This window comes from Shewanella sp. MM_2022_3 (assembly GCF_022557375.1).
GTDB lineage: Bacteria > Pseudomonadota > Gammaproteobacteria > Enterobacterales > Shewanellaceae > Shewanella > Shewanella xiamenensis.
In genome coordinates, this window is sequence record NZ_JAKZGV010000054.1 from 13,371 (window position 1) to 28,924 (window position 15,554).

Genomic DNA, 15,554 nt, shown 5'->3' on the forward strand with positions numbered 1-15,554 from the left:
TAGTACAGAATTGATCAATTCTTCAGGTTTAATGTTTTTACTCTATTTTGGGGATTGTTGTTGGTTGTATCCATCAGCGAACGATTGTTTAGGCTTGTGTGGAGTGTCTCGCGGATAGCAGGTTGTGCTTATGCCGGCGTTAAAGCAGCGAGAATTGAGGGGAGATTACATGTAGTGACTGAGAGCATTGTATAGTCAAATGCTGTTTCCCGCTCTTAAGGCGACTTAGCCCTTAAGGTTTTCGCCTACGTAAGTAACTTCTCGCCATGTTGTCCTCTGTGGCGTCGATTTTAGCGGTATATAAAAGTTGCACCAAATATAAAGGCCCATCCGATAATGGATGAGCCTTGTTTGGGTAAAACTCAATGTTAGAAGCTAAAGGCTTAATTTTGAATGCTAGTGGGCTTGATCCCAGTTATCACCAATGCCGGCTTCGGCTAGGAGTTCTACATCCAGATTGGCCGCTTTCGCCATGAGTTCACACACCTTGAGCTTGAGTTTTTCAGCTTTATCGGCATCGACTTCGAACACTAATTCGTCGTGCACTTGCATGATCATGGCGATTTCACCTTGGGTATCAGTTTTTATCCAATCGGCAATGCTGATCATGGCTTTTTTAATGATATCCGCGGCGGTGCCTTGCATTGGGGCGTTAATCGCGGCTCTTTCTGCTGCTTGGCGGCGCATTGCATTACGGTCGCGAATTTCGGGTAAATACAAACGGCGACCAAATAGCGTAGAGACATAGCCTAGCTCTGCTGCACTGGCTCGTGTTTCTTCCATATACCTTAATACGCCAGGATAGCGGGCGAAGTAAGTATCTATATAGGTTTGTGCCTCGTTGCGGGGGATGTCGAGCTGACGCGCCAATCCAAAGGCGGACATACCATAGATCAGGCCAAAGTTAACGGCTTTGGCGCGGCGACGCTGCTCCGAGGTTACGCTGTCAAAGTCGGTGCCAAATACTTCGGCGGCGGTGGCTCTGTGAATGTCTTTGCCTTCGGCGAAGGCTTTGAGCAAGCCTGCGTCTTGGGATAAATGCGCCATGATCCGCAATTCAATCTGCGAATAGTCGGCGGCTAAAATCTTACGTCCCTGCGGAGCAATAAAGGCTTGGCGAATACGACGACCTTCCTCGGTGCGGATAGGAATATTCTGTAGGTTTGGTTCGCTCGAGGATAAACGCCCCGTTGCGGCGTTGGCCTGATGGTAGCTTGTGTGTACTCGGCCCGTTTTAGCGTTCACCATTAAAGGTAACTTATCGGTATAAGTACTCTTTAACTTGGTCAGGCTGCGATGCTCAAGGATCACCTTAGGCAGAGGAAAATCTAATGCCAATTCGACCAGCACTTCTTCGGCGGTGGATGGTGCACCCTTAGGCGTCTTTTTGATAACCGGATAACCCAGCTTTTCAAAAAACAGCACTTGCAGTTGCTTTGGTGAACTTAAATTGAATTTTTCACCAGCAATATCATAAGCTTTAGTTTCTAACTCATCGATTTTACGGGCAAGTTCATCACTCTGTTGACCAAGCAACATACTATCGATAAACACACCTTGGCGTTCAATATCGGACAGAATTTGGATCAGCGGCAGTTCAATATCGGTAAAAACTGAGGCTAATTCAGCTTCTTTTTCGAGTCCTGGCCACAGGTGTTGATGTAGGCGTAGCGTAATATCGGCATCTTCCGCCGCATAGGGAGCAGCTGTTTCCAACGGAATTTGGTTAAAGGTTAGCTGTTTAGCACCTTTACCGGCGATATCTTCAAAGGCGATATTTTTATGGCCTAGGTATTTAAGCGCCAACCCATCCATATCATGGCGTGAGGCGATCGAGTTAAACACATAGGATTCGAGCATAGTGTCGAATACCACGCCTTGGAGTTTTATGCCTGCATTGGCTAATACGCTGATGTCATATTTCAGGTTTTGACCGACTTTTTTGATCTTGGCATCTTCGAGTAAGGGGCGCAGTTTTTCGAGTGCAGTCTGCTTATCTAATTGTTGAGGTGCGCCAACATAGTCGTGGGCTAAAGGCAGATAAGCGGCTTTTCCTGCTTCCACCGCGAAAGACATGCCAACAAGTTCCGCAACCATATAGTCGAGGCTGGTGGTCTCGGTATCCACGGCCATTAATGGCGCTTGTTTGAGTTTGGCAATCCACTCATCAAGCTGAGCTTCGGTCAGAATCGTATCGTATTGGGTTTCAATCGTGACGCTGGGCGCTGACTCTTCTTGGGTCTCTGTTGTTTCGGCTTTTGCTGCGACCGTCGCTGGCGCCTTATTATCTAAGACTTCGGCAAGCCAGCGTTTAAACTCCATCTCGCCGTAGCATTTGATCAGTTCGTCCCTGTCAGCAGGTTTGGCGGTGAGCTCATGCCAATCTTGTTCGAGTTCAACATCGGTTTTAATGGTGGCAAGCTCATAGGACAGCTTTAGCATGTCGGCATTGTCGATGATCTTCGCCGCCATGGTTTTTGCGCCCCTAAAGCCTAATTCGGTGACTTTTTCGGGCTCTGCAAGCAAATTGGCTACACTACCCGCCCCCGTGAGCATAGCTAATGCGGTTTTTTCGCCAACACCAGGTAAACCGGGAATGTTATCCGCCTTATCGCCCATCAGCGCTAAGAAATCGATAATTCTGTCTGGACCTACACCATATTTAGCCGCAACTTCTTCAGGGCCCATAATGGTATCTGTCATGGTGTTGATCAGCGTGATATTGTCATCAACCAGCTGCGCCATATCTTTATCGCCTGTACTGATGAGTACGGCGCGGTTTTCGCGGCTCGCTTGGCGAGCGATAGTGCCGATAACATCATCTGCCTCAACACCTGGGATAGAAATTAAGGGCAAGCCTAAGGCACGGATAATACGGTGCAGGGGTTCAATTTGTGAGCGCAGGTCATCCGGCATCGGTGGTCGATGCGCCTTGTATTCTTCATATAAGTCATTGCGGAAAGTTTTGCCTTTAGCGTCGAACACCACAGCGATATGACTAGGTTGATAACGGCTTAATAAGCTGCGAAGCATATTCACTACGCCATAAACTGCACCAGTAGCTTCGCCCTTTGAGTTTGTCAGGTGAGGAGGCGCATAATAGGCGCGATATAAATAAGAAGATCCATCCACAAGGACAAGTGGGTTATTGGCTATGGTCGGCATAAGTAATTTTCGTTTATCGATGACTTAGATGGCGCTAAGCATGCCACAGAAGTGGTATTTCAGCCATGGCAAATTGACCCTCAGCCTGTGGATAACTCTGTGAGTGAAAAAGTCAACTGTGAATAATGGCGATAATTACGGCTTGGTGCGATATTTTTAAGTTGTTGATTTTTATGTTTTTATAATATTTGTGTGAGTTCAATACTGTTTCTTGAAAAATCTTCCTGATTTGTGGATTTTTTATTGACTCCGTAAAATACCTAGAGGCTGGCTTAATTTTCACCGACCCTTAGATTCGACGAACTAAGTTAGCACGATTTTTAAGCAGATCAACCATTTTGTTTACAGTTTGTTAAAACCAAATGACATAAGAAGGATATTTATAATGAAAAAAATCGCAGTATTACTCAGTGGGTGCGGTGTTTTCGATGGAACAGAGATCCATGAATCGGTTTTAACGTTATTATCTCTATCGAAAGCTGGGGCTCAATATCAGTGTTTTGCTCCTGATATCAATCAGATGCATGTTGTTAATCACTTCACCGGCGAAGTAGACAAGTCGGCGACACGAAATGTGCTGGTTGAATCGGCGCGTATCGCCCGCGGCGAAGTAAAGGCAACGACCGAACTCGATATCAGCGACTTTGATGCGCTAGTTATCCCTGGTGGTTTTGGGGCGGCGAAAAATCTGTGTAATTTCGCCACTAATGGCAGTGAGTGTGAAGTGAATCCACTCGTTACTGATTTTATTAATGAATTTATTCTTGCGAAAAAGCCTGTCGGCTTTATTTGCATCGCACCTATGATGATCCCGCGTTTATATGGGCACGGCGCTAAGGGCACTATCGGTAATGATGTGGATACGGTGGCAGCCTTTAATCTGATGGGCGGCAATCATCAGGCGGCGACTGTGCATGATATCGTGGTGGATGAGGATAATAAGATTGTAAGTACGCCCGCTTATATGTTGGCGGGGAATATTGCTGAGGCACACTCTGGCATCGAGAAGCTGGTCGCCAAAGTGCTAGAACTAGCCAAGTAATTACGCCTAAACACAGCAGGGTAAGCCTTAAGGCTTACCCTGATTATTTAATCGAGCATGTAAGCTATCGCGGTGAGATTAGCGAGTGGTTTTACTGCGACTATCGAACCAGCCTTGGGCGAGACCAATCAGTAATCCGCCAATATGGGCGCCATTCGCTACTGACACACCTAAGAAATCCGTAAAGCCTAACACCAGCCAAATCAGCATAAATCCCATATAGGATGGCGGTAAACCTATACCCGCCTCTGGTTTACGTCGCCCCATGACCCAAGTGTAACCGGCGACCGCATACACTACGCCTGACAGCCCGCCAAAGTTGGGGCCGCTGACATAATATTGGACGATATTGGGCAAAGTACCCGCGACCAGTAGCAGGATTAACAGCGGGGCTGTGCCTATGCGAGTCTCGATTTTTCCACCCAAATACCACCACCAGAGCAAATTGAAGATGATATGCATGGCGGAAAAGTGCATCAGGCTTGGGGTAAACACGCGCCAGAATTCACTAAAACTGGTGTCAGACACTGCGCCAAAATAGGAGAGTGCTTGGTAAACGGGGCTGGCGAAGCCTAAATTCATCGCAGCATAAATCAGTACACAGAGGCCGAAGATGATAAGAGTAACTGGGCCTGCGCCTGTGATAAATTGGGTAAATAGCTGTAAAGAAGGAGCGCCATAGTCGAGCTTAGTATTGGTATCACCATGCTCCCACGAGGCTTGTAAGTATTTGTTATCGTAAGGATGAGCTATAAAGTGGGTAAATTCTTTACGGGCTTGCTCGGCATCCTGATCGCGGATAACCAGAATAGCGACTCCCTGCGGCAATGGCTGAATTTGGCAGTCTATCTGTTCACCTTTGAGGTAATCGACAAAGGCTTGCGCGGCTCTGCTGTTGGGGAGTCTGCCAATCTCTATCATGCATTGGCCTCATGCCAAGCGCTAAAGCCACCATCTAGGCTATAAACGTCATCAAACCCTTGCTCACACAGATATTGCGCGGCATTTTGGCTGCTGATGCCATGGTAGCAAACCACCACTAAAGGACTGTCCATATCCGCTTGGCTAATAAAGTGCGCTAGATTTTCGTTATTCAAATTAAATGCGCCATCAATGTGGCCGTTGTTAAAGCTATGACCATCGCGAATATCGACGATTTGCACTGGCTTTGACTCGGTCATTTGCACTAATTGATTCACGCTAAGGTGTTTAAAGGAAGACATAATAAAACCTGAAATAACTGAAAAGGGATAAGCGATGGGATAAGTGTGCAACATGGGGCTGCATGTGTACAGCCCCGTGATTGGCATAGCTAAGAGAATTAATCCCAGCTGAGGATGACTTTACCGGATTGGCCTGAGCCCATTGCGTCGAAGCCTTTTTGGAAATCATCAATCTTGTAGTGATGCGTGATGATAGGCGAAATATCTAAGCCAGATTGGATCAAGCTTGCCATCTTGTACCAGGTTTCGAACATTTCACGGCCGTAAATGCCTTTGATGACCAGACCCTTGAAGATCACTTTGCTCCAATCAATCGCCATTTCACCACCCGGAATACCGAGCATCGCGATTTTGCCGCCGTGGTTCATGGTATCTAACATGGCGTGGAAGGCAGAAGGTACGCCAGACATTTCTAGACCCACGTCAAACCCTTCGGTCATTCCGAGTTCTTTCATCACGTCTTTCAGGTTTTCCTGAGCCACGTTAACGGCACGGGTAGCACCCATTTTACGGGCCAACTCTAAGCGGTATTCGTTAACGTCGGTAATGACCACATGACGAGCGCCAACGTGGCGACATACGGCCGCAGCCATAATTCCGATAGGACCAGCGCCAGTGATTAACACGTCTTCGCCCACTAAGTCGAATGACAGCGCTGTGTGTACTGCGTTACCGAATGGATCGAAGATAGAGGCTAAATCGTCGCTGATATCATCGGGGATTTTGAAGGCGTTAAAGGCCGGGATAACCAAATATTCGGCAAATGAACCTTCGCGGTTTACACCCACACCTGAGGTGTTACGGCATAAATGGGTACGACCTGCGCGGCAGTTACGGCAGTGGCCGCAGGTGATATGGCCTTCGCCAGAAACGCGGTCACCAATGTTAAAGCCACGAACTTCTTGTCCGATATCAACCACTTCACCCACATATTCGTGACCTACCACCATAGGTACAGGAATGGTTTTTTGTGACCATTCGTCCCAGTTGTAGATGTGCATGTCGGTGCCACAAATGGCGGTCTTTTTAATCTTGATCAGCAGATCGTTATGGCCCATTTCAGGCTTAGGCGCATCGACTAACCAAATGCCTTTTTCGGCTTTTAACTTGCTTAGTGCTTTCATTTTGTAGGGTCCTAAATAATCGCCATTTCTTTAGCGATACGGGTAAAGGCTTCAATCGCTTTGTCGAGTTGCTCACGGGTGTGGGCCGCCGACATTTGAGTACGAATACGGGCTTGTCCCTTTGGCACGACTGGGAATGAGAAACCAATAACGTAAATATGTTCTGCTAATAAGCGGTTAGCGAAATCGCTCGCCAGTTTGGCATCGCCAATCATCACTGGGATAATTGCGTGGTCTGCACCGCCTAAGGTAAAGCCTGCCGCGGACATTTTTTCGCGGAAGTAACGGCTGTTTTCCCATACCGCTTCACGCAGTGCTTGGCCCGATTTGAGCATCTCTAATACATGGATAGAGGCAGTTACAATCGAAGGCGCCAATGAGTTAGAGAATAGGTAAGGGCGAGAGCGTTGACGTAACCAGTCGATGACTTCTTTTTTACCTGAAGTGAAACCGCCCGATGCACCGCCTAAGGCTTTGCCTAAGGTGCCAGTGATAATATCGACGCGACCCATCACACCGCAGTGTTCGTGTGAACCACGGCCGTTTTGGCCAACAAAGCCCACGGCGTGTGAGTCGTCAACCATCACTAATGCACCGTATTTATCGGCTAGATCACACACGCCTTGCAGATTGGCGATCACGCCGTCCATTGAGAATACGCCGTCGGTGGCGATCAAAATATTGCGCGCGCCAGCTGCTTTTGCGGCGATCAGTTGCGTTTCTAAATCCGCCATATCGTTGTTAGCATAACGGAAACGTTTGGCCTTACATAAACGCACGCCATCGATAATAGAGGCATGGTTTAAGGCGTCGGAAATAATCGCATCTTCGGCATCTAACAGGGTTTCGAATAGGCCCGCGTTGGCGTCGAAGCAAGAAGAGTACAGAATCGTGTTTTCCATGCCGAGGAACTCACTCAAGCTGGCTTCGAGTTGCTTGTGGATGTCTTGGGTTCCACAAATAAAACGGACCGACGCCATACCAAAGCCATGACTGACTAAGCCTTGCTGTGCGGCTTTGATGAGTTCAGGATGATTGGCTAGGCCTAGATAGTTGTTGGCACAAAAGTTAACAACTTCTTGGTTATTTACTTGAATGGCTGTCTGTTGCGGTGAGGCAATAACACGCTCGCTTTTATATAAACCTTCGGCTTTGATATCCGCAAGCTGTTGATTAATCTGTGCGTAGAATGAGGTAGAGGCCACCTGATATCTCCTTAGTTAACTTTATTCTGATTCTGGGAGTTGCGGCATTCTAACGCTAAACCCTATCGGCCTACAGCCTTTTTTTCATGCAGGTTAGCTAGATAAATTAGTTTAGGGCTAAAGGGGTTGTTACATTATAAAAACTAATGTGCAACATGGTCGGCATGTATGTCGCATCACCGCCAACGGCATGAATTGAGCCCGCATTTAGCACGTTCAACCTGTTGAGTTTAGCGCTAAATGCGACGGCGTCGGACGATTAAAGCGAATCTTGGGTCGCTAACTCGTGGTAGTGCTGCTCTAAACGGCAGAAGGTCGCTTGGGAGGTTGGCGTGGCGTAGGCCTTAAAAATCATCAAAACCCGCAATACTCCTTCGTACAAAATGCCTTTAGTGATGGTGGACGTGCTCGACTGGGTAAGCTGATAACCAATCCAAAAACTCACAATCATCTTGATGGTGTCGGCAAGTGGGGTGATTTTATCGTTATCAATATTTAAAAAACCATCCTGCTTGAGTTTACCTAGCACGTGACTTGAACGGGTTAATACTTGCTGCTGGGCGTGCAAATATCGGCTTTTTAATTCTTCATCGCGGGCGAGGATATCGGCCAAATTGGCGTACATAAAACGGAATTGCCACAGGGTGTAAAACATCGCATCAAAATAGCCGATCAGCTGTTCTACGTTGACTTGCTCGCCCTCATAGGGCTGAAACCCTGATTCAAGGTGCGCCTCGTAGAGACTGAAGATCGACTGAATAATATCTTCCTTATTACGGAAGTGGTAATAAAGATTCCCGGGACTCATATTTAGGTGAGCGGCAATATGATTGGTGGTGATATTTCGTTCGCCATGCTCATTGAACAGCTCAAGGCTGGCGTAAATAATTTTGTCGCGGGTTTTCATATGTTTTCCAAGTGGCTAGTGAACGCTGCAAATTGACTAAAGAAGGCTAACCAACGACCGCTACACTGCTGGTAAATTATCCCTAATTTAAAACCCTATTGATTAAGCCCCAACGCACAAAAATTCAATAGGATTGGTATACGCAAACAACTTCGAGAGGCTTGAACTCGTATCTTGAGGTCGCTTGGGTATATTATGCTAACATTGCCGTTATCCAACAGGCAAAATCTCATCAGCACGATTTTATGAATCGATTTTTTTACAGTGTGTTGCTTTATCTTTTATCCCCTCTACTCATTGTCTATTTGGCTTTTAGAGCCATTAAAAGTCCAGACTATCGTGGCCGTTGGGACGAACGCTTCGGATTAGCCCAACTTAAACCGACGGATTTACTGATCCATTCGGTGTCGATGGGAGAAACGCTCGCGGCTATTCCCTTGATCCGTTTGATTATGCAAATGCACCCTGAGCTAAGCATTACGGTTACTACCACCAGTCCCACCGGCTCTGCCGAGGTACGCAAAGCCTTTGGTGATCAAGTGCAGCACTGCTATTTGCCCTTCGATTTGCCTTGGTGTGTGAGCCGTTTTCTGCGCCAGTTATCCCCTAAATGGTGCATCATAATGGAAACTGAGTTATGGCCGAATCTGTTGGCACTGGCGGCTAAGCGCGGCGTGCGCTTGATGCTCGCCAATGCTAGGCTGTCGGCTAAATCGGCGGCGCAGTATGCCAAGCGCTCGCAATTAAGTCGTCCCATGTTGCAACGCTTAGATGTGGTTGCGGTGCAGACCCAAGCCGAAGCGCAGCGGTTTATCGACCTTGGAGTGCCTGCTGACAGAGTGACTGTTTGTGGCAGTTTGAAGTTTGATTTGAGTATTACGCCCGAGCGCTTAACCTTAGCACGAGCGCTACGACAAACTTGGGGGCGTGAGACGGCACCCGTATGGGTAGCAGGTAGTGTCCACCCCGGTGAGTTTGATGCCATGTTAAGTGCCCATAAACGGTTGCTCGCTAAGTGGCCGGAGGCGCTGCTGATCATTGCGCCGCGTCACCCAGAGCAGTTTGCGGCGGTGGCGGATGTTGTCGCTAGCCAAGGTTTTGAATATGTGCGCCGCAGTGATGCTCGAGCTATAACTGCCACGACGCAGGTGCTGGTGGGCGATACCATGGGTGAACTATTAACCTTTTATGGCGCGGCCGATCAAGCCTTTGTGGGAGGTACTTTGATTGAAAATGGGGGCCATAATCCCCTCGAACCCGCGGCCATGGGCGTGCCAGTAATGGTAGGGCCAAACCATTGGGATTTTGCCCAAATTACCCAAATGTTGGCAGATGCGGGAGGCTTGCGGATTGTGAGTTCAGGGCAAGAGTTAGGTGATAATTTGATCCAGTATTTTGAGCAGCCGATTTTACGCCAACAAGCCGCTGAAGCAGGCCTTGCCGTGGTAGAAGCCAATCGTGGTGCTTTGCAGCGTCAGTTTGCTCTCGCCGAATCGTTACTCATGCACCAAACAGCCTAGTGCCACTGAGGTATTAGGCTTTTGGGATAATTGAATGATAACCCTCGAGCAATGCAGCCCAATTAGCGGGTGTAAAGGCAAGTGTTGGCTGCTTACCTTGTTCTTTATTGAAGGAGCGTAGCAGCCTTTCAAGGTTTGCCTTCTGCCATTGGGCATGGGGCGTTTTGATTTCGCCCCTGTCAAAATCAATCAGATAGAAACGTTCTTGTACGCCATTCGTTTGCTGTGGTTGCCACAAAATGTTCTTTGCGTTTAAGTCGGCATGGTAAACGCCGCGGCGATGAAACTGGGCAATGGTCGCGCCAAGAGCTTGCCATTGGGCTTGGCTCATAGTGCCTTTGGTTAACTTAGCGACCAAGTCTTCGGCGCCATCGACTCGCTCAATAATAATGTCGGCACGGTAAAACAAGCCATCACGCACAACATTGGCGGCAATAGGTTTAGGCACGGCAAATTGCTCACGGTAAAGCAGGTCAAGCAGCCTTAATTCACCCATGGCGCGAGTGTTTTCAAGCCCGGTATAGAAGTAGGCATCCTTACTGAATTTCTCCATCAGGCCGCCGCGCCAGTAATGCCGCAGTACCCAATGACTGTGCTCAAATGCTACAAACCAAGTGGTATAGCGGCCCTTGGATGAACCCACAACTGCGGCTTTTTCGCGCCAAAAATCGACCGAGAACCAAGCCGGCGTGATGTCCTCTGGCGTATCTTGGCAAAGTGCCATATAGCCATTGGCAGTATTTATGATTTTGATTTGTGCGTTCATGGGAGATTTGTTGACTTAAGCGTGGCACCTGCGGCCATTCTACATTAAGATCCTCAGCTTGCGCCAAATAACCTTAAGGGCTATTCGCTTGAGTTTAGATATTAACACCATGAATTCTCTATGCCTGTTGAGGCTATCGGCTATCGGTGACGTCTGTCATGCCGTGGCGATGGTACAGGCCATTCAGCGCCAATATCCCCAGCTCAAAATCACTTGGGTGATAGGTAAACTTGAATACCAGTTGCTGAAACACTTGCCCGGCATTGAGTTTGTGATTTTCGATAAATCCCAAGGCTGGCGTAGCTATTTTTATCTGCATAAGGCATTGAAAGGCCGTAATTTTGATGTGCTGCTGCATATGCAAGTGGCGCTGCGTGCGACCTTGGCATCCCTCGCTATTTCGGCAAAGGTTCGGGTCGGATTCGACCGTGCCCGCGCCAAAGAAGGTCAATGGCTAGTCACCAATCATAGAGTTGAACCTTTAGCTCAGCCCCATGTGCTCGACGGTTTTATGGGGTTCGCCAAGGCGATTGGTGTTAGCGATATTACCCCGAGTTGGAATATTCCTGTCCCTCAAGCGGACACTGAATTTGCCCTGCGCCATATTGCCGATGATGAGAAGGTATTGGTCATTTGCGCGGCCGCCAGTAAAGCCGAGCGTAATTGGCTACCCGAGCGTTATGCCGCCGTGGCGCAACATGCGGTGAATAAGGGGTATCGAGTTATTCTCTGCGGTGGCCCAACAGCACTTGAAAAGACATTGGCCGAAGATATTGCCAATGCGTGCTCTGCCAAACTCGATAACTTGGTCGGCAAAACCAGTTTAACCCAATTGCTGGCTCTACTGAAACGCGCCAGCCTAGTGCTCGCGCCCGATACTGGCCCTGCACATATGGCGGTCACGCAAGGGACGCCAGTCATCGGTTTGTATGCCCATTCCAACCCAGGTCGCACCGGGCCTTATTTATCGCAGCAATATGTGGTGAGCGCCTATCAAGAGGCCATCGCCTCACAGCAAAGCGGTGAGGTGAAATGGGGCACCCGAGCCAAGGGTGAGCACCTTATGGCGCTAATTAGTGTTGACGCTGTGATAGAGAAATTTGATCAGGTTATTCAGCAGACACACAGTTAACCACTGTTAGCCTGTCACCCTGAGTTTTAGATTATCGTTTAGGAGAAAAATCATGCGGATAGCCATAGCCATCGACAGTTTAGCGGGTGGTGGAGCCGAGAAGGTCATGATTACCTTGGCAAAGCAGTTTATTAGCCTAGGGCATGAGCCGCATTTTTTGGTCATGGAAGATAATCGTTATTACGAAACCCCAGACAATTTACCTGTTCATCAATGTTTTGCCGACAAAGATAAAGATTATGACCACTTCGGGCGCCTAGGGGCATCGGTCGATAAATTACGGGCAAAGATTGCCGAGATTGAGTCCCGAGTCGGTAAGTTCGATCTGTTTTTATCCAATCTTGATAAAACCAACTTGATGATGACCAAAACCGGGGTGACACCACTCTATGTGATTGTGCACTCATCAGTTGAAGAAGAATTGAGTCGTCAGTTTAAGTTAGGCCCCTTCGCCTACTTCAAGAAACTGCGGGCGAAAAAAGCGCTCAATGGCCAGCATTTGATCACTGTATCCAATGGCATCGCTAAAGAGATTCAAGCCAAGGGGCGTTTGCACCCAGCATCAATGCGAACCATCTACAATCCATTTGAATTTAATGAGATTGTTGCTCAGTCACAGCAAGATAATCCGCAAATTCCTCAGGGTGACTATCTGATCCACGTAGGACGTTTTGCTAAGCAGAAGCGCCACGATGTGTTGTTTGAGGCTCTTAAACAGACCCAAAATCAGCTACCCGTAGTGTTGTTATGCCATAACCATAAGAAGGCAATTAAAGCAGCGAAGAAATTCGGCATCGAGAAGCGCTTAATCATTCCTGGATTCCAGAGTAATCCTTTTCCTTGGATCAAACGTGCGAAAGCACTGGTGCTGAGTTCCGATTTCGAAGGATTGCCGACGGTATTAATCGAATCCTTAGCCTGTGGCACACCAGTGGTGAGTACCGATTGCCCACACGGACCGAATGAGATTTTGACCGGAAATCTGGCTCCCTATCTTGTGCCCCGTCGTAATCCTGCGGCCTTGGCGAAGATGATTGACGCCGTGGTCGCGCAGCCGCCATCCCTCGAACATGTTGAGATTTTAGCTAAGGTGGATGCGACTGCGATTGCCGAACAATATCTCGCGCTAGCGAAATAATTTACCCGAGGAGAAAGCGGTGGAAGCGCGCAAATCAAACAAAAGACGTTATTTGTTCTACATCGCACAGAACTATTCCTATGCGATGCTAAGGCCGCTGCAGCAAGTGATTCTGGCGCGTGGCGATGAGGCGTGTTGGTTCCTCGAGGGCCGTGAGGTAGACCCTAAATTCCTTAAAGCGGATGAAAAACGCTTACTCGATATCGATGCCGTTAAGGCATGGAAACCCGATGCGGTGTTCGTGCCGGGTAACGTAGTGCCAAGCTTTATCCCTGGAGTAAAAGTAGGGGTGTTCCACGGTTTTAATGCGGGCAAAATGAATCATAAGGGGCGAGAAGATCACTTCGAAATCCGCGATTGCTTTGACCTGTATTGCACTCAAGGGCCGGCGACGACGCTACCTTTCCTTGAGCTAGAGAAAAAATTCGGCACCTTTACCGTAGCCGAAACGGGCTGGCCGGCGCTCGATCCTTTATTTCTTGAAAATAAAGATAATCCTTACATTAAGCCCGATGATCCTCGGCCTGTAGTGCTGTTTTGCTCGACATTCTCCCCCAGTCTGACCTGTGCGCCTGAGGTATTTGAGCAGATTAAAGCCCTGTCGCAAAAGAGCCAGTGGCGCTGGTTGGTACAATTCCATCCTAAGATGAAACCTAGCATTGTTGAGCAATACAAGACTCTCGAAAATGAGAATCTGCAGTTTGTGGAAACCGACAACGTGATCCCTCTTTTGCAGGCGGGAGATGTGATGCTCTGCGATACCTCTTCGATTTTATTGATGTTTTTAATGCAGCGTAAGCCTGTAGTGACCTTTAAAAATCAGTCACCGAAGGCGCATTTAATCGATATTAACCGAGTCGAAGAGATTGAACCTGCACTCACTCGAGCGCTCAGCCGCCCCGATGATTTGATGGCGCATATCCATGATTATTGTAATCAAATTCACCCCACGGGAGATGGTCAGTCTAGCCAGCGTGTACTCGCGGCGACCGATGCTCTGATTGATAAGGGAACCGCTTGGCTTAAACCTAAGCCATTGAACCTACTGCGACACTTTAAAATGCGCCGCAAGTTAGGTTATTGGAAATTGTTTTAAGAAAAGTAAGGCCGACATAGTGTCGGCCTTGTTTTTAGCTTTGCGCTTTAGTCTCTTCAACCAGCTTAAAGATAATCTCTTGCATGTTTTTCTGAAAATCTTCAATGCTGTGGTTAGCTTTGATGTAGTTCACCGCTTTTAGCGCCAGCTCTTGGCGGAGCGGCTCGTTTTCCATCAAATGGCGGATACCGTCGACAAAGAGTGGGACTTTATCGAAACCATCCCCTAATACCGTGCCAGTAAATACCCCAAATTGGCTGGTGAGTTCATCGGGATCACGACAGCTCACGAGCAGCGTTCCGTAGGATAAGGCTTCCAAAAACGAAATCGGTAGTGCCTCGTGGATTGAGGTATTCACTAAAATCTTAGCGTCCTTAATCAACTGTGCCTTTTTCTCTCCCTCAACATGCCCCACAAAGTGTAAGTTAGGGATGTCGAGGTAGTTATTCATGATGGATTGGTTTTTCTTCGATTGTCTAAAGGATTGACCAAGCATGAAAAACTCATATTCTGGCATCAGTTTGGCAATCTCACAGAACAACCAGCCACGCTTAACCGACTCGATACGGCCGAGGAAGATAATGTGATTTTTCTTCGGGTGGGTTTCGACATCGAAGCTGTGATCGATTTCGATAGGATTAGGTAAGTATTTGATCTCGGTTTTATCGTCGAGGTTGTAAAGATCCCGCGCTTTTCTATCGAGAAAACGTGCTTGAGAAATAAACGAGACTTTACCTGCGGCCCATAGGTCGTGGACAAACTGATAAATGTTGCTATCCCAATAACTTTTCTCAGGAAAGAGTTTTACGGTATTAATTTCATCCCACTCGTAATCGGGGCGTGGATCTTGAACCCAGAACAACAATTTTTTATCGATATTGGGGATTGTTTTAAGAATACGATAGGAATGTGTCGTCATTTCGATGGATAAGAAAAGATCATAGTTTTTCTTTTTTAAGAATCTAATATTAAGAAAATCCATAAACTTAGCAGCAAGACGATACACTTTGATACCATCAATCATATAACGACGGGGAATTAAGCGCTGTTTACTACAATCTTTCTTTATCAGTACTTCTACTTCAATATTTTCATTGGGTAAGTGTTTGGCGATCAGATGACGGGCAAGAAAGCCGTATCCACCGTACACTGTACCTGTACCACCAAAATATTCATCGACTAATAAAGCGACCTTTAGCTTACCCATAATTACCCCAAAAATACTCACAACGTCCA

13 protein-coding genes are annotated in these 15,554 nt (G+C 47.6%); 5 read left to right on the forward strand and 8 right to left on the reverse strand.

All coding sequences use genetic code 11. The features are described from left to right. Nucleotides 1–396: 396 nt before the first annotated feature. On the reverse strand, nt 397–3,165 hold the full coding sequence (polA, locus tag MMG82_RS18505; protein ID WP_241407258.1) for a DNA polymerase I: 2,769 nt from the start codon (nt 3,163–3,165) through the stop codon (nt 397–399). A 385-nt stretch (nt 3,166–3,550) separates the two neighbouring features. Between polA and elbB the strand changes: the two genes are divergently transcribed. Continuing rightward, nucleotides 3,551–4,207, forward strand: coding sequence for an isoprenoid biosynthesis glyoxalase ElbB (gene elbB / locus MMG82_RS18510; RefSeq protein WP_037429856.1), 657 nt, complete (start codon nt 3,551–3,553; stop codon nt 4,205–4,207). 78 nt (nt 4,208–4,285) lie between these two features. Here elbB and glpG read toward each other — a convergent pair whose 3' ends face one another. From glpG to MMG82_RS18535, 5 genes are all read right to left on the reverse strand, one after another. Beyond that, nucleotides 4,286–5,128 carry a rhomboid family intramembrane serine protease GlpG gene (gene glpG, locus MMG82_RS18515; RefSeq protein WP_241407259.1) on the reverse strand — a complete coding sequence of 281 codons (843 nt, stop codon included), beginning with the start codon at nt 5,126–5,128 and terminating at the stop codon, nt 4,286–4,288. After that, on the reverse strand, nt 5,125–5,430 hold the full coding sequence (gene glpE / locus MMG82_RS18520) for a thiosulfate sulfurtransferase GlpE (protein WP_037429864.1): 306 nt from the start codon (nt 5,428–5,430) through the stop codon (nt 5,125–5,127). The genes glpG and glpE overlap by 4 nt, the downstream gene beginning before the upstream one ends. Nucleotides 5,431–5,528: 98 nt before the next feature. Beyond that, nucleotides 5,529–6,554: an L-threonine 3-dehydrogenase gene (gene tdh / locus MMG82_RS18525; RefSeq protein WP_037429853.1), complete on the reverse strand. Its 1,026-nt coding sequence runs from the start codon at nt 6,552–6,554 to the stop codon at nt 5,529–5,531. 11 nt (nt 6,555–6,565) lie between these two features. Beyond that, a complete protein-coding gene (locus MMG82_RS18530; RefSeq protein WP_241407260.1) occupies nt 6,566–7,759 on the reverse strand; it encodes a glycine C-acetyltransferase in 1,194 nt (397 codons plus the stop codon). Between the two features lie 259 nt (nt 7,760–8,018). After that, the gene (locus MMG82_RS18535) at nt 8,019–8,666 is read right to left on the reverse strand and encodes a TetR/AcrR family transcriptional regulator (protein WP_037424052.1); all 648 of its coding nucleotides are present in this window, start codon (nt 8,664–8,666) and stop codon (nt 8,019–8,021) included. Nucleotides 8,667–8,911: 245 nt separating this feature from the next. Here MMG82_RS18535 and waaA point away from each other — a divergent pair, with 245 nt between their 5' ends. Beyond that, nucleotides 8,912–10,186, forward strand: coding sequence for a lipid IV(A) 3-deoxy-D-manno-octulosonic acid transferase (gene waaA, locus MMG82_RS18540; protein ID WP_047540522.1), 1,275 nt, complete (start codon nt 8,912–8,914; stop codon nt 10,184–10,186). Nucleotides 10,187–10,199: 13 nt separating this feature from the next. On the opposite strand, the gene MMG82_RS18545 is transcribed toward waaA, so the two are convergent. Next, nucleotides 10,200–10,952: a 3-deoxy-D-manno-octulosonic acid kinase gene (locus MMG82_RS18545; protein WP_037424049.1), complete on the reverse strand. Its 753-nt coding sequence runs from the start codon at nt 10,950–10,952 to the stop codon at nt 10,200–10,202. Between the two features lie 88 nt (nt 10,953–11,040). On the opposite strand from MMG82_RS18545, the gene MMG82_RS18550 reads away from it, so the two are divergent. The 3 genes from MMG82_RS18550 to MMG82_RS18560 are packed head-to-tail and all read left to right on the forward strand — an operon-like array spanning nt 11,041 to nt 14,318. Beyond that, a complete protein-coding gene (locus MMG82_RS18550; RefSeq protein ID WP_241407261.1) occupies nt 11,041–12,084 on the forward strand; it encodes a glycosyltransferase family 9 protein in 1,044 nt (347 codons plus the stop codon). 52 nt (nt 12,085–12,136) lie between these two features. Further along, the gene (locus MMG82_RS18555) at nt 12,137–13,222 is read left to right on the forward strand and encodes a glycosyltransferase (protein WP_144346350.1); all 1,086 of its coding nucleotides are present in this window, start codon (nt 12,137–12,139) and stop codon (nt 13,220–13,222) included. Nucleotides 13,223–13,241: 19 nt separating this feature from the next. Next, on the forward strand, nt 13,242–14,318 hold the full coding sequence (locus tag MMG82_RS18560; RefSeq protein WP_144346351.1) for a CDP-glycerol glycerophosphotransferase family protein: 1,077 nt from the start codon (nt 13,242–13,244) through the stop codon (nt 14,316–14,318). Nucleotides 14,319–14,352: 34 nt separating this feature from the next. Here MMG82_RS18560 and MMG82_RS18565 read toward each other — a convergent pair whose 3' ends face one another. Continuing rightward, nucleotides 14,353–15,525, reverse strand: a complete 1,173-nt coding sequence (locus tag MMG82_RS18565) for a glycosyltransferase family 4 protein (RefSeq protein ID WP_144346352.1) — start codon at nt 15,523–15,525, stop codon at nt 14,353–14,355. Between the last annotated feature and the right edge of the window lie 29 nt (nt 15,526–15,554).

Coding starts and splice junctions, on each gene's coding strand:
- MMG82_RS18555 (WP_144346350.1), top strand. CDS start 12,137: ATGCGGATAGCCATAGCCATCGACAGTTTAGCGGGTGGTGGAGCCGAG.
- polA (WP_241407258.1), bottom strand. CDS start 3,165: ATGCCGACCATAGCCAATAACCCACTTGTCCTTGTGGATGGATCTTCT.
- elbB (WP_037429856.1), top strand. CDS start 3,551: ATGAAAAAAATCGCAGTATTACTCAGTGGGTGCGGTGTTTTCGATGGA.
- MMG82_RS18535 (WP_037424052.1), bottom strand. CDS start 8,666: ATGAAAACCCGCGACAAAATTATTTACGCCAGCCTTGAGCTGTTCAAT.
- glpE (WP_037429864.1), bottom strand. CDS start 5,430: ATGTCTTCCTTTAAACACCTTAGCGTGAATCAATTAGTGCAAATGACC.
- glpG (WP_241407259.1), bottom strand. CDS start 5,128: ATGATAGAGATTGGCAGACTCCCCAACAGCAGAGCCGCGCAAGCCTTT.
- MMG82_RS18565 (WP_144346352.1), bottom strand. CDS start 15,525: ATGGGTAAGCTAAAGGTCGCTTTATTAGTCGATGAATATTTTGGTGGT.
- MMG82_RS18545 (WP_037424049.1), bottom strand. CDS start 10,952: ATGAACGCACAAATCAAAATCATAAATACTGCCAATGGCTATATGGCA.
- waaA (WP_047540522.1), top strand. CDS start 8,912: ATGAATCGATTTTTTTACAGTGTGTTGCTTTATCTTTTATCCCCTCTA.
- tdh (WP_037429853.1), bottom strand. CDS start 6,554: ATGAAAGCACTAAGCAAGTTAAAAGCCGAAAAAGGCATTTGGTTAGTC.